Raw genomic sequence first — 15,462 nt, forward strand, 5'->3', positions numbered from 1 at the left:
CAACTTTAATATTAATTCTTAGTTTACATATTTTGCCATCATACTTATGATGGCAAATTTATATTTTAAGCAGAAAGTTCATCATCTTCACTATGTACTAATTTCGGAACTTGAGATCTTTCAACAGTGTCTTTGTCTACAATCACTTTTTTAATAGTATTCATTGATGGTAAGTCATACATTGTATCCAATAATATATTTTCCACAATTGAACGCAAACCTCGTGCTCCTGTTTTTCGTTGCATCGCCTTTATAGCAATAGCATCTAGAGCTTCTTTAGTAAACTCAAGCTCTACACCATCTAACTCAATTAACGTTTTAAATTGCTTAGTGAGGGCATTTTTAGGTTCAGTTAGTATATTAATTAAGGCATTTTTATCCAATTCAGATAATGTACCAATAACAGGTAATCTTCCAATGAACTCTGGAATTAAGCCAAACTTAACTAAGTCTTCAGCCTCGATTTGAGCTAATAGTTCCGATTCAGAAACTTTATTTTTAGTACTTTTAACCTCAGCACCAAAACCTATTCCTGTATTAGTTGATACACGATTTTCGATAACTTTATCCAATCCACTAAATGCACCACCACAAATAAATAGAATTTTTGAAGTATCAACTTGTAGAAACTCTTGCTGAGGATGCTTACGCCCACCTTTTGGAGGAACTGAAGCAATAGTACCTTCAATAATCTTCAATAAAGCCTGTTGAACGCCTTCGCCTGATACATCTCTGGTAATAGATGGATTATCTGATTTTCGTGAAATTTTATCAATTTCATCAACATAGATAATACCCCGCTGGGCTTTTTCAACATCATAATCACAATTCTGTAATAATTTTTGAATAATATTTTCTACATCTTCACCAACATAACCAGCTTCAGTTAATGTTGTCGCATCAGCCATGGCAAAAGGCACATCTAAAAAACGAGCTAGTGTTTCAGCTAATAACGTTTTGCCACTACCAGTAGGTCCTATGAGCAAGATATTACTTTTGCCTAATTCAACATCACTGCGACTCACATGATTACGTAATCGTTTGTAATGATTATAGACAGCGACAGATAAAACTTTTTTGGCTTTCTCTTGACCAATTACATATTCATCAAGATGTTCTCTGATTTCATGTGGTGTTGGCAGTGTCTTATTAATAAATTCTTCATAGGAAAGAGAACTTTTCGTTTCTTCTTTTAATATCTCATTGCATAAGCCTATACATTCGTTACAAATATAAATAGATTCTGGCCCAGCAATAAGTTTACGGACTTCATGCTCACTTTTACTACAAAAAGTGCAATAAAGTAATTTTTCTGAACTTTTCTTATTCACTTTTACCACCTACCTAATATTAAGATCGTTTACTAAATATGGCATCAACTAGACCATATTCAACTGCTTTATCGGCAGACATAAAATTATCACGATCGGTATCTTTTTCAATCACACTAATATCTTGGCCGGTGTGCATGGCTAAAATATTATTTAAGCGGTTTTTTACCTGTAAAATCTCTTGTGCATGTATTTGGATATCTGAAGCCTGCCCCTGGAAGCCACCTAATGGTTGGTGAATCATTACACGGGCATTAGGTAAGCAATAACGTTTACCTTTAGTGCCTGCTGTTAAAAGTAATGATCCCATTGAACATGCTTGTCCTAAACAAATCGTGCTGACATCGGGTTTTATAAATTGCATTGTGTCATAAATAGCCATGCCAGCAGTAACGACACCACCAGGTGAATTAATATATAAATAGATATCTTTATCAGGATTTTCAGCTTCTAAAAATAACATTTGAGCGATAATCAGATTTGCCATATTATCTTCAACTTGCCCAGTCAAAAATATAACTCGCTCTTTTAATAATCGTGAGTAAATATCATAAGCTCTCTCACCACGAGAATTTTGCTCAACAACCATTGGAACAACACCCATATATGATTCTAAAGGCATTTTTATCTCCTAATTAACAAAATAGCCCAAACAGACAATTCTTATTTGGGCTTTATAGTGATCTTTTTATATAAAATGAAAAGACTAGTAAGTTAAGCTGTTTGCTGATTCATTAATTCGGAAAACGAATAATTCTTTTCTGTTACTTTGGCACTAGCCAACAACAGATCGACAACTTGATCTTCTAGTGCTACCGCTCGAATATTATCCATCGCTTTTTTATCTTTACGATAATATTCTAAAACTTCTTTTGGATCTTCATATGCAGTTGCAATTTCATCAATTAATGCCTGAACATGCGATTCATCTGCTGTTAATTTATTGCTTTCAATAATTTCGCTAAACAACAAACCAGTAACAACGCGTTTTTTAGCCTCAGCTTCAAATAATTCTTTTGGTAATTCCATACCAGGTTTTACATTACCACCAAAACGAGATAAAGCTTGCTGACGTAATACATCAACCTCACGGTTAACTAATGCCTCAGGCACATCAATTTCATTATTTTTAACCAAACCATCAATAGCTTGAATTTTGACTTTATTGCGAATTGTCGCATTGAGCTCTCTTGTCATGTTCTTACGAACTTCAGATCGTAAGCTTTCAATAGTGCCATCAGCAATACCGAAGCGTTTAATGACCTCTTCAGTAAGTTCTGGCAATTCTAACTCTTCAACCTTTTTAAGTGTTGTTGCAAATACAGCTGGCTTACCTTTTAGATTTTCAGCATGATAATCTTCAGGGAAAGTCACATTAATTTCAAACTGATCACCCGCTTTATGCCCTATAATTGCATCTTCAAAACCAGGAATCATACGACCTTGCCCTAATACTAATGCAAAATCATTAGCCTTACCACCTTCAAATTCGGCATCATCAACTTTACCAACAAAATCCAAAGTGACACGATACTGCTCTTTAGCTTCTTTACCAGTTTCTTTCCAAACACCTTGCTGTTTGCGTAAGGTTTCAATCATAGTTTCAACATCCGCATCAGCTACCTCAGCAATAGGTTTTTCAACTTCAATTTTATCTAAATTTTCAACTTTGACTTCTGGATAAACTTCAAATTCAACAGTAAAGGTATAATCTTCGCCCTTTTTATATTCTTGTGGTGTATAAGTTGGAGCACCAGCCGGATTTAATTTTTCTTGAATAATTGCTTCAATAAAATTTCGTTGCATTAAGTCACTTAATGCATCTTGTAAAATAGAAGCACCATAACGTTGTTCAACAATTTTTAAAGGCACTTTTCCCTTACGGAAGCCATCAATACGTACTTTTTTTGCCGTATTAATAAGTTCTTTATCAACCGCTTTCGTAATATCTTCAGCTTTAATTGTAATTGATAAACGTCGACCTAAACCTTGTGTTGTTTCTACCGAAACTTGCATCTTTATACCTCGAAATTATTGAATATTATCTGCCCATATTTATATAAAAACGATAACTGAGCTAAAAAATTTAAAAATAGGCGTGCATTATACCGATCGCAACCGCTTACGTCGAGACATTTCACTGTTTCTTCTCAAGTGCCTTCAAACGTTTATTCATTTCGTCAATATGTAAAACTAATGAAGCCGTTTTTCGCCAAACTTTATTTTCTTGCAATGGAATACCTGATGAATAAACCCCTGGTTCAGTAATTGGGCGCATAACCATACCCATACCAGTTATGGTAACTTGATCACATATTTCCATATGCCCATTAATAACACTTGCACCACCAATTAAGCAATGACGGCCAATAGTTAAGCTCCCTGCCATAATAACGCCACCAGCAACCGCTGTATGATCCCCAATAATATCGTTATGAGCAATCTGGCATTGATTATCTATAATAACGCCATTACCGATAATAGTATCATCAAGCGCTCCCCGATCGATTGTCGTTGAAGCTCCAATTTCAACGTTATTACCAATAACAACTCGACCTAGTTGAGGAATTTTAATCCACTTACCTTTATCATTAGCGTAACCAAATCCATCTGCACCAATTACAGTTCCTGATTGAATTAAGCAATTGTCGCCAATAACACAATTATGATAAACAGAAACATTAGCCCATAATTTTGTTCCTGCACCTATTGTGGTATTTTTACCTACAAAACTACCAGCACCTATAACGCAATTATCGCCTAACACTACACCGCTTTCAATAACTGCGTTAGCGCCTATTGATATATTACAACCTAATTTAGCTGTTGAATTAATCACTGCTGAGCTAGCGATATCCTTAGCTGGAGCAGGCGTAGTATCAAGATATTGTGCCAATTTTGCATATGCAAGATATGGATCTTTAACAATCAGAGCTGCACCATGCCAGAACTTAAGGCTTTCTGCTGTCATTACAACAGCAGAAGCCTTGCACTCTAACAAATTATTTTGTAATTTTTTGTCAGATAAAAAAGTAATTTGACCTGACATTGCACTTTTCATTGATGCAATACCAGTGATAGTTAAATCAGCATCACCGTGTAATTTAGCATCAAGTTGCTTAGCTAGTTGCTCTAAACGAAAAGCAAACATTATTTTTTAACCTTTGCCAATACTTTATCTGAAATATCAACCGCATCTGAAGCTGATAATGTAGCTTCGGCTTTTAAGATAAGATCGTACTTTTCTGTCTCAACAATATCTTTAACAGCTTCTTGGATTTTAGTTAATAATTTGCCTGCTTCTTCTGTTTCACGTTTACGATAATCAGCTGAAAAAGCTTTCGCTTTATTTTCAAAATCAGAAATCACCTTATTTAGTTTAGCTTTTTCAGAAGAAGACAAAGTTAAGCCATCTTTTTTTAGGCGAGCAGCGGCATCACCAGCTTTCTTTTCTTCGACTTGTAATGATTTGGCTCTTGCTTCAAATTCATTATCCAACGCCTTACCGACCGATTCACGTTGAGGCATACGTTGTAAAACTGACATAACATCAACCACACCAATTTTAATTTCTGCATTTGCAACGCCTGCAAAAAGAAATGCTAAACTAACACCAAGAATAGATATAATTTTCTTCACTTTAATCACCTATGTGTTTTTTATTTATAACATGGAATTACCATGTAGAACCTATATTAAATTGGAACTGTTGTGCTGAATCACCCTCATATTTCTTAAGTGGTTGAGCATAAGAAAAGACCAAAGGACCTAATGGTGACATCCATTGCACTGCAATACCAGCCGACATTCTAATATCCGATGGAGAACTATAATCTGGAATATTATTTCCTTTTAGTTTCCATTCGGTATCCCATACAGTCCCTGCATCAAAAAATAACGATGTCCTAATATTATCAGCATATTTTTCACCCGCAAATGGGGTTGGAACAATCAGCTCTGTACTAGCAAAAGCTATAGCATTACCGCCTACTGCATCTTTTGATTTTGTACACCCAGAGGTATTATCTAAACTATCACACACACCACTTTTATTAAGATATACTGCTTTAGGACCAACAGTATTGGATTTAAAACCACGTAATACTGATGCTCCTCCAGCATAAAAGTTTTCGTAAAATGGTAACTCTTTACCACCAAAACCACCTCCATAGCCAATTCTTGCCCGAGTTAAGAATATCCAATTATGGTCATTGTCAATCGGATAATAGTAAGAGGCATCTGAAACTAGTTTATAGAATCGGTTATCAAATAATGGCGCAGTGAATTTAGCGCTAGCTGTCATTTTTAAGCCATCAGTTGGGAAGAACCCACGATCTAAAGAATTATATGTCCAATAAGCACTTAGCAATAAATCATTGGTATCGAAAGAAATAGAATTTTTATTTTTCAAATTTTCACCCATGGAGTCAAAATAACGCCACATACTATATTGCGCTTGCATATCGGACAAATTATGATTAGCGTATTCAGTGCCAAAACGAACAAAATTATTTTCACTAATAGGGAAACCTAAATTAGCTGAAGCGCCCCAAGTCTTGCTCGCATATTCTGACTCATCATCTTTATCATCGTTTTTATAGGTGTTATAGTAAATGCTACCGCCTAAACTTACACCATCAACAGTAAAATAAGGATCAACAATAGAAACAGATGCTGTTTTATCTGTATCAGTAGTGTTAATATCAAATGAGACACTATTACCTGTGCCTAACCAGTTATCTTGAGAGATACCGGCATTGAAGCTAAGACCACTATCAGAACCGACGCCAACACCAAATTTGATACTACCCGTATTACGTTCAGCAACTTTATAAATAATATCAACTTGATCATCAACACCAGACACACGCTCGGTGTTTGCTTCAACAGTATCAAAAAAGCCAAGTCGATTTAAACGTTCTTTACCTAATTCGACTAACCCGTTACTTAACCAAGCTCCTTCCATTTGCCGAAGTTCACGACGGATTACGCTTTCGCTTGTTATGGTATTTCCTACTATCTTAATATTGCGAACATAAAAACGCTCACCAACATCAACAAGAACAACTAATTTAGCCGTATGTTCTGAATCATCCATTTCTGGCTGAATGGAAACTTTTGGATATGCATAACCAAAATTAGCAAGTAAACGTTTAATGCTATCCTCAATTTCAGTAATTTTTTTACCATTATAAAGCTCACCAATGGTTACTTTTTCGTTAGCGATTTTAGCAATTGCTTCTTTATAGTTTGCAAAATTACCCATAAACTCAAGTTTAGAAAGCTTATACTGTTCACCTTCATGGATATTAATTGTAACGTAAATACCTTTTTTATCTGGCGTTAAACTAACTTGTGTTGACTCAATATTGAAACGAGCATAACCACGATTTAAATAAAAACTTTGTAATTCATCCAAATCGGAGGCTAATTTTTGTTTTTGATATTTACGATCACCAAGCATATTCCACCAAGGTACTTCATCACGCAAGGTAAAACGCGAAATAAGTTCTTCTGATGAAAAAGCCTTAGCACCAACAATATTGATTTGATCAATTAATGCTGATTTACCTTCAGCAACAACTAATTTTAAATCGACACGATTACGAGATAATGGAGTTACAACAGCTTTAATTTGAGCATTATATTTACCAACACTGTAATAAAAATCTTCTAAGCCCTTTTCAATACCTGAAAGCATAGTGCGATCTAATGCTTCACCCTCACGAATGCCTGAACTATCTAGATTTTTCTTAAGCATGTCATTTTTAACTGACTTATTACCAGAAAAACTTATACTAGCAATAGTTGGGCGTTCTTGAACATGAACAATTAACCGATCACCATCACGAGAAATAGTAATATTATCAAAGTTTCCACTAGAATAAAGCGATTTAATTATACGCCCTAAATCCGCTTCATTAACATAATCACCAACTTGGATTGGCATTTCAAGCAATGCTGCCCCAACAGTAACACGCTGTAAACCTTCAAATTTGATATCTTTTACCACAAAATCATCAATACAAAATGCGTTAGAACTATATACTGCTGTAGTACTAAGCAACAAAGATGCTATAAGTAATTTATTTATTTTCATCGTAAATATTTATGCCCTCATTCCATCACAACCGTAAAATATCATTAAATAGTGCAATTCCCATTATTACCATTAATAAAAAAAAGCCAATACGAGAAAAACGCTCTTGTGCTTTATTTGATAAGGTTCGCCCTCTTATCTTTTCAAGTAATAAAAAAACAAGGTGTCCCCCATCTAATATAGGTAATGGAACAAGATTGATAACTCCCAAACTTATACTTATAAAGGCTAGAAAATATAAGTAAGAAGTAAAACCATAACTTGCTGTTTGCCCTGCGCCTTTTGCTATTGTTATTGGGCCAGATATATGTTCTAGACCAATAACCCCCGTTAATAATTGATAAAGCGAACGAATAGTTAACTTTGTAGTTAACGCCGTTTGCGCTATACCTTTATTAAACCCTTCGAAAAAACCATACTGCACAACTTTTACATCAGTTGTAGGATATAAGCCCACAACACCTTCCCCGTTTTTTTGAACGGTTGGCTCGAGTGTAAGATAAATTTCTTTGTTTTCTCGATTAACCTTCAACGTCATTGTTTGAGCTTTTTTAATCGTGTTGGAAAAATCATGCCAATTTGTATATAGCTGATCATTATAACCAATAATTTTATCGCCAACACGCAAACCCGCACGTTCTGCTGCCGAACCTGATACAATTTTACTCACAATTGGATAAATTTCCACCTCTTTAGGAACAAAACCAAATGCGGTAATAGCTGAGTCTTTTTCTATATCAAAATACCAATTACTAATATCTACACTTTTCTTAACTTCTTTTTTTTGATCGCTATTATTGGTACCATCAATATAGGTGAAAGACATATCATTCTTTCCCATTAGAGAGATTAAAGCCAAGTTTACATCTTGCCATGTTTCAATTTTGATATTATCAATAGTTTCCAATTCAGCACCAACTGGAATTGCTATTGTGGAAGCAGGTGTGTTAGGTATCACTTCCTTTATTTTAACGGGATAAACATTTACACCCATTAAAAAAATAATCCAATAGCTTATCAAAGCTAACACAAAATTAGCAAACGGACCTGCAAAAATAATTGAAGCCCTTTGCCAAATTTTCTTTTGATCAAATGCCAAGCTATTGCTATTGCTATTGCTATTGCTATTGCTATTGCTATTGCTTGATAATGCTGTTGATCTGGTATTTAACATTTTAACATAACCACCAAGTGGAATCATAGCAATTACCAATTCTGTTCCACTTGAAAATTTATGTGACCATAATTTTTTACCAAAACCAATTGAAAAACATTCAACTTGAACCTGACATAAGCGAGCAACATAAAAATGCCCAAACTCATGTATAGTAACTAGTATACTAATCGTAATAACAAATAATAACAGTGACCACAGCAAAATCAATCTCCATTTATAATAAATAAAAAGATAATGTAGTAAAAACAGGAACAGCAGCAGTTAAACTATCAATACGATCTAAAATTCCACCATGCCCTGGAATTAAGTGACCACTATCTTTTATACCTGCTTCACGCTTAAACATGCTTTCAGTTAAATCACCTAAAACCGAAACAAAAATTGCCGATAAAGAGCTAATAAAAAATGTACTAAATGTCATATCAAATAAATTAAGCATATAGGCAATGATACTAATTATGATAGCCACACTTATACCACCGATAAACCCTTCTATGGTCTTACCTGGAGAAACTTTTGCAGCTAATTTTCGTTTACCAAATGCGCGTCCTGCAAAATAAGCACCTGTATCTGTTGCCCAGACCAACACAAAAACATAAAGTAAGCAAACTGCACCAGTATAAGAATTAGACATATAGTTAATTGCTCTTAGTTCAATCATACCAATAAAAAATGGCACTATCGTAAAAAAGGCAAATAGTAGCTTTATAAAAGTTGAATGAATAACCGTTGAATCACTCCAGTATTTGGTTGTATCTGGATAGCTAACCACCAAATACAAAGCAATTAGCCACCATATAATTGATAAAGATAAAATCACGGTGTATAGCTTTATTTTTAATTCAACTGAATTTGGAATCAAATAAAGTATAGTTAATAAAACAACGATTGAAAGAGCAAATATTAATTTTGAATGTTTTTTAGTAATATGAAGAAACTGAGCCCATTCCCATGCAGCTAATCCACAAACCAAAATAATAGTTAGAGAAAATACAGATAAAGGAACAAAAAAAAGAACGACTATGACAAGTGGAATAAGCACAGCTGCAGCAAGTATACGATGAATTAACATAAATGATCCTTAATTGCGAATGCCGCCAAAGCGTCTCTCTCTGGCATTAAAAGCATTGATTGCTTCATCAAATAAAGCTTGGTTAAAATCAGGCCATAAGGTATCGGTAAAATAGAGTTCAGAATAAGCAATCTGCCATAACAAAAAATTACTGATTCGATATTCGCCTCCAGTACGGATAACTAAATCAACATTAGGAAATTCTCCCATACACATTATTGAAGCAAAACGATCTTCTGTTACTTCATCTAAAGTGATCTCCCCCTTAGTCACTTGGGTAGCCATTTTTTTTGCCGATTGCAAAATATCCCAACGCCCACCATAGTTGGCGGCAATATTTAGTACTAAACCCGAATTGTTTTTGGTTAAATTTTGCGCTTGAATAATCATATTTTGTAAATTATCACTAAAACGAGATATATCACCAATAATATTCAAGCGAACATTATTTTTATTCAAACTTTTGATTTCTCGTTTTAATGCATAGATAAAAAGGGAAATTAGAGCGGAAACTTCATTGGGTGGGCGCCTCCAGTTTTCACTGCTAAATGCATATAAAGTAAGAACTTTAACTTTTAAAGTTGCCGCGTAAGCCACAATTTTCCGTACCGTTTTTAATCCTGCCCGATGACCAACAGCGCGTAACTGGTTACGTTGCTGAGCCCAACGACCATTACCATCCATAATTATAGCCACATGACTTGGAATACCTCTTTTTTGTGTCATGCGATATCTCGTATTGTATTAATCATTGTATTAATTATATCATCTTGGTCAATCAACGCGTACCATAAACAACAATTGTCTTGCCATGAGCTGAGATTAAATGCTGATCTTCAAGCATTTTTAAAATTCGCCCCACCGTCTCACGCGAACAACCAACAATTTGACCTATTTCTTGGCGTGTAATTTTTATTTGCATACCATCAGGGTGTGTCATAGCATCAGGTTGTTTAGCAAGGTTTAAAAGCGTTTGCGCAATACGCCCAGCAACGTCTAAAAAGGCTAAATTACTGACTTTTTCAGATGTGACTTGTAATCGACTTGCCATTTGACTGGCAAGATGCATTAAAATATCTGGATTGACTTGAACAAGCTGTTTAAATTTTTTATACGAAATTTCTGCAACCTCACAACTTGTTTTGGCTTTAACCCAAGCAGTTCGCTCAGTACCTTCTTCAAAAAGTCCCAACTCGCCCAAAAATTGATTTTGGTTTAAATAAGATAAAATCATTTCATTACCTTCATCATCCTTAATCAATACTGCTACAGAACCTTTTAAAATGTAATAGAGAGTTTCTGCTTTTTCGCCTTGATGTATAAGAGTACTCTTAGCTGGATATTTATGAATATGGCAATGAGATAAAAACCATTCTAACGTTGTATCCGATTGCTGTTTACCAATCATTATTCCCACCTCTCCATTTAATTTACAACAATAACACTATAACAAAGTTACACAATAAATTATATACAAACAATCATTTTAACCATTATTTGATTGGCTTAATATCCATTGTTTCGTGCAATTGCGACCAAAAAATTGCAACAGAGCCATTAATTAATTGCAGTTTAACTTCATCAACCTTTTCTTGTAGTGATTTTTCTTGTAAACCGTAGTCAGTACCTTCGCGTAATACAAAATATTCAATTAGATTAGTTAATGTTTGTGGATCGAGGTCTTGCCAAGGAATAATCATATATTATAACAATAAATTCAAATTATAATTATTTTATAACAAAGCTTCGATAATATAAAGCATACAAAGTAATGCTTCATCACTAACAAAAAAACCACTCAAAAGAGTGGTTTTTGATAGCAACATGGCTTAACTTACTTTGTTCTAACTGCAAGTTTATAACCTTGAATACCAGCCTTATAATCTGTTGAGTACAGGCTATTATGCTTAGCTCCAGAATCTGAACCTAATAAGATAGCATCGTTAACCCCTACTTTATTATATGCGCCAGATAGAGCTGTATCTACTGCTTCTACTGTCTCATATGTACCAGTCACGTACCATTCATAAGTAAATCTTGAGGTATAATCCCCATTATCCGCTGTATCTTTCACTACTACAGCAAATTTTTCACCATATTTAGGACTAACCGCTGTAGATGCATAGTCAACAGCCTCTTCTAGATTACCAGCTACATCTAGCTTGTAAATATAAACTTTATACGAATCAGATTCGATTGGTCCAGGTCTAGGGTGATCAGGATTAGGCTTACCAGGACCTGTTGGTTGTGGTGGGTTGCCTGGGTTTTCTGGGCCTGGACCCGGGTTAGTCGGATCAGTTGGCGTTACATCTGGAGGATTACTAGCAAAAATATCACTTACAGTTATCCATTGGTTTGATAGAGGGTAACCAAAATCTGTTCTTTCTAAAATTTTAAAACCAATTTCAGTTTTACCAGCAAAATCGTTAGTAATAGCGAATGAAATTTCACCTACTCCGTCATTATTATACGTTGTACTGGCTGTTATAGCTACAGGAAGCCATTGACCATTTGTATCTTTAACAAAAACTTTTAAGGAGTCTTTTATTCCTGAAGTATCTGTATCACCATCTGCATCGATCAATTTATATTGAATGTGAATTGTATCGTTAACTTTAAGCGTGTCGTTGCTAGTAAGAAGACGTCCATCACGTTTGAAAGAGACCGCCATTGTATGCTCTGCTGATGAGTCGTCAGCTTTCATTACAGGTGCATTACCGGCGATAACTGCTTGGGTTGTCCCACCTATTGCAAATGCGCTACTTGCTGCATAGCCAGCCAAAAGCAAGCCTAACGCAACTTTTTTTACTGTAAAATTTTTCATGTTTAACTTCCTATTTTTCTATCAATTAACATGTTGTATTTATATAAATACACCACTTTTACTGGTGTTTCCTTTTGATTAACGATACGGCTCGGTAATCAAAATTCTTGTTCTATTACAAGACAGTTACTTGTAATTTAAATCCTTGATCGCCTGCACACGCAGAAGATGGTGCCGAAATTGGGCTGAAATCTAATAAACTGGTTGGCGCATCTGCTACAGCTTGAATACTAGTGCCTGATGTTGCATAACTGTCATTTATCCCCCTTATTTTGTAAGGTGCATCTTTACCCATAGCAACGTTAAACCATGGTCCTTTAGGATGACTAATAACATCATGTTCCAATAAAGTCGCATGAGTACCAGGACAAGCTTTATCATTTGAACCAACTAATGACCAAATAACAAACGGATCAGCAATTGGTGTATTGTTTGTGGTAAACGCTTTAACATAGTATTCATGACCAACTAACCATTCTTTTGGTCCTGCTGGGGTAAACTGAAGTATAGCCCCTTCACTTTTAGCAACTAATGTTCCATCTGCCTTCCAAACTTCAATGTAACCTGATTTACCGCCAGAAAAATTAACAGCAGCTTTATTAAATGATGAACCAAAACCGTATTGATCTAACGAAATTGAAAAATCAACTATTCCCTCAATATTTGAAGCCACATCTAAAGTATAACTGTCACCAATCACTTCTATACCCGCAGCTGTTGATGCATCAGATGACACTTTTTGACCTTTTGCAACTTTTTCAAATGATTTAACAATCACGCAAGGTTTTTGTTCTGGACACTCGTTCACATCGCCCGATGTACCATTAATTAAAGCTATTTTTTCACCGTTACTCGTTGCAGTCCATAACGCTGAAAATTCATTAAATGTTCCTGGTATACGATCCATTATTTCATTATCACTAAAGCCATCTACATCATCAAATGAGTTGACTGAACCGTTATCTACCTTTGGCTTAACAAGCGTTGCCAATACTGTCAAACTACTTAAACCATCAGCTCTTTGAGTCGCCAAGGTTGTTTTATTCCCTGAACTATCAACTGCCCAGACGCCAACTTTACGCATTGCTGGATCGGGCAATACCTCAAAGCTGACTGCATTAGATGTTGCGGATTTACCACGACTATCTGTAACCGATACCGATAAAGAATATTTACCATTTGTACTCACTGGGCGACGTTGGCCATTTTGATCAACATAACTCGGTGCAACAATTTGCCAGTTATTCGTGTCAACTGGCGGATTAAGCCACGAAGAAGCAGTACATGCACCTGTTGCTACACACAAAAAACCACCACCTGCATCTATTTCCAGCATATCGCCTGTCCACGATAAGCTAGATAGATTCTTAGCATTATGCACACTAATACTTAATGGATAAGTTTGTCCTTCGATCAACTGCGTTTGTTCAAGCCCTAGATCGACAGACATTTTCTTTTCTTTATATTCAAGAACAATATAGTTATTGCGGTCAACTAAATCATAACGGCTACCCTTTAAAGAACGAGCTGATTGAACCATATCTGGATCCAGTTGATCTTTTAATGGTGTGCCTATACGATAGTTCATCGTTAATTCTGCTTTAGTTGCCTTTTTATTATCTTGACCTCGTTTATGTTCAGCTTTAATCGTGAAAAGAGGAACTGGCGTATAATCAAGGCCAACAGTAACTGCTCTTGGATCTTTTTGTAGATTATCTTTACCAAATAAAGCTACTTTGTCACCATAGTATTGCTCATACATCAATGATCCACCTAAATGTGGATATTGTGGTAAATACCCTTGGAAGCGAATATCAAAACCTCTTGCTGCACGCTCTAAATAATCATCGAAATCCTTAGAATCTTTCCAATCAGATAAGGGGTGATAATAGTTAACCGCAAATTTCATGTAATCACTCCACGCTTCAGCACCAATACCTAAGCGGTTGTGATCACGCTGGAAATCATGATCAAAAAATACGTTATAACCAAGTAACCATGTTTTATCAGCAACATCCCAACGTTGACCAATACCAAAGTTACCTATGCGGCGCTTATGTTCATATTCTTGAAACGATATTTGACTAAATATTAACGTATCTTCAGAATCATATAATGGACTAAATAATTTTAGGTTAACGTTATTAAATTGCCCTTTATCACTCAGATCAAATTGCAACTGAGCGGTACCAAACCGTCCTAAAAAATCCTGCACAGCGTTACGAACTGGATCAACTACTTGGCTTTTAACTCCATTGCGTACATAACTTTCGGCGTAATCTCTACCTTTATTTTTTAAATGCCCTGATATACCACCGTTGTCTGGCGAAGTTATCTGTTTCCAATCCTGACTAGCTAAAGTTTGCAAAGTTGAAGCAATTTGCGTTGAAAGTGCATCTTTGTCTTTTTTTACATCATAGTTATCATCTGAACCAAGCTGAGGCAAATTAACATGTTTGTCATCTTTGTCATCTTTTATTTTAATTGCTGGCAATAAAGGAGAGTTTTCAGGCAAAACAATACGCTCACCGACATTAACAACATCTTTTTTATCAAAACGCCCTGCGTTCATTGCACGTAATTCTGAAATAGAGATACTACTTAAAAGCGCAATCTGATAAAGACTACGTTGCTGATTATTAATCATTTCACGAGCTTTTGAGCCATCTTTTAATTCAATTATCGTATTGCTATCTACAGGACCTTGCGATACCTGAGCATCAGTAGCATAAGCAGATTGCCAACCTAATGTGGCAATTACAAATGCAGAGATAATTGTTAAATTAAGATTCTTTCTCATCTTAATAGTCCTTATATTCCACCGACAATGGTCATAACATAAAACTTATAGCCAATATCAATTTATCTTTATTAAATATCAATGTTATTATTTATTAATATATTTTAGAGTACAGTTTATTCTTTTGTGCTTTACATTTCTTTACAAAGCTTTCTTAA

13 protein-coding genes are annotated in these 15,462 nt (G+C 35.2%); all 13 read right to left on the minus strand.

The window, feature by feature from the left end:
- Positions 1–65: 65 nt before the first annotated feature.
- Complete coding sequence (clpX, locus tag A9G40_RS07355) at positions 66–1,331, minus strand: ATP-dependent protease ATP-binding subunit ClpX (RefSeq protein ID WP_218057973.1); 1,266 nt, start codon at positions 1,329–1,331, stop codon at positions 66–68.
- 19 nt (positions 1,332–1,350) lie between these two features.
- On the minus strand, positions 1,351–1,953 hold the full coding sequence (gene clpP / locus A9G40_RS07360; RefSeq protein ID WP_065582516.1) for an ATP-dependent Clp endopeptidase proteolytic subunit ClpP: 603 nt from the start codon (positions 1,951–1,953) through the stop codon (positions 1,351–1,353).
- A 92-nt stretch (positions 1,954–2,045) separates the two neighbouring features.
- On the minus strand, positions 2,046–3,347 hold the full coding sequence (gene tig, locus A9G40_RS07365) for a trigger factor (RefSeq protein ID WP_065582517.1): 1,302 nt from the start codon (positions 3,345–3,347) through the stop codon (positions 2,046–2,048).
- A gap of 121 nt (positions 3,348–3,468) precedes the next feature.
- Positions 3,469–4,482: a UDP-3-O-(3-hydroxymyristoyl)glucosamine N-acyltransferase gene (lpxD, locus tag A9G40_RS07370; protein WP_065582518.1), complete on the minus strand. Its 1,014-nt coding sequence runs from the start codon at positions 4,480–4,482 to the stop codon at positions 3,469–3,471.
- The gene (locus A9G40_RS07375) at positions 4,482–4,970 is read right to left on the minus strand and encodes an OmpH family outer membrane protein (protein ID WP_065566868.1); all 489 of its coding nucleotides are present in this window, start codon (positions 4,968–4,970) and stop codon (positions 4,482–4,484) included. Before A9G40_RS07375 ends, lpxD begins: the two co-directional genes overlap by 1 nt.
- 37 nt (positions 4,971–5,007) lie before the next feature.
- Positions 5,008–7,431 carry an outer membrane protein assembly factor BamA gene (gene bamA, locus A9G40_RS07380; RefSeq protein ID WP_065582519.1) on the minus strand — a complete coding sequence of 808 codons (2,424 nt, stop codon included), beginning with the start codon at positions 7,429–7,431 and terminating at the stop codon, positions 5,008–5,010.
- 25 nt (positions 7,432–7,456) lie between these two features.
- Positions 7,457–8,809, minus strand: a complete 1,353-nt coding sequence (rseP, locus tag A9G40_RS07385; RefSeq protein WP_176700450.1) for an RIP metalloprotease RseP — start codon at positions 8,807–8,809, stop codon at positions 7,457–7,459.
- A gap of 13 nt (positions 8,810–8,822) precedes the next feature.
- On the minus strand, positions 8,823–9,680 hold the full coding sequence (locus tag A9G40_RS07390; RefSeq protein WP_065582521.1) for a phosphatidate cytidylyltransferase: 858 nt from the start codon (positions 9,678–9,680) through the stop codon (positions 8,823–8,825).
- Between the two features lie 9 nt (positions 9,681–9,689).
- Positions 9,690–10,406 carry an isoprenyl transferase gene (locus A9G40_RS07395; RefSeq protein ID WP_065582522.1) on the minus strand — a complete coding sequence of 239 codons (717 nt, stop codon included), beginning with the start codon at positions 10,404–10,406 and terminating at the stop codon, positions 9,690–9,692.
- A gap of 52 nt (positions 10,407–10,458) precedes the next feature.
- A complete protein-coding gene (gene crp, locus A9G40_RS07400) occupies positions 10,459–11,091 on the minus strand; it encodes a cAMP-activated global transcriptional regulator CRP (protein WP_065566905.1) in 633 nt (210 codons plus the stop codon).
- Between the two features lie 82 nt (positions 11,092–11,173).
- The gene (locus A9G40_RS07405; protein WP_065566873.1) at positions 11,174–11,380 is read right to left on the minus strand and encodes a YheU family protein; all 207 of its coding nucleotides are present in this window, start codon (positions 11,378–11,380) and stop codon (positions 11,174–11,176) included.
- A 134-nt stretch (positions 11,381–11,514) separates the two neighbouring features.
- The gene (locus A9G40_RS07410) at positions 11,515–12,462 is read right to left on the minus strand and encodes a hypothetical protein (protein WP_141675219.1); all 948 of its coding nucleotides are present in this window, start codon (positions 12,460–12,462) and stop codon (positions 11,515–11,517) included.
- A 157-nt stretch (positions 12,463–12,619) separates the two neighbouring features.
- Positions 12,620–15,304 (minus strand): inverse autotransporter beta domain-containing protein, encoded by a 2,685-nt coding sequence (locus A9G40_RS07415; RefSeq protein WP_065582524.1) that lies wholly within the window; start codon positions 15,302–15,304, stop codon positions 12,620–12,622.
- Between the last annotated feature and the right edge of the window lie 158 nt (positions 15,305–15,462).

The sequence above is a fragment of the Gilliamella sp. Nev3-1 genome, assembly GCF_001690435.1.
Lineage (GTDB): Bacteria > Pseudomonadota > Gammaproteobacteria > Enterobacterales > Orbaceae > Gilliamella > Gilliamella apicola_C.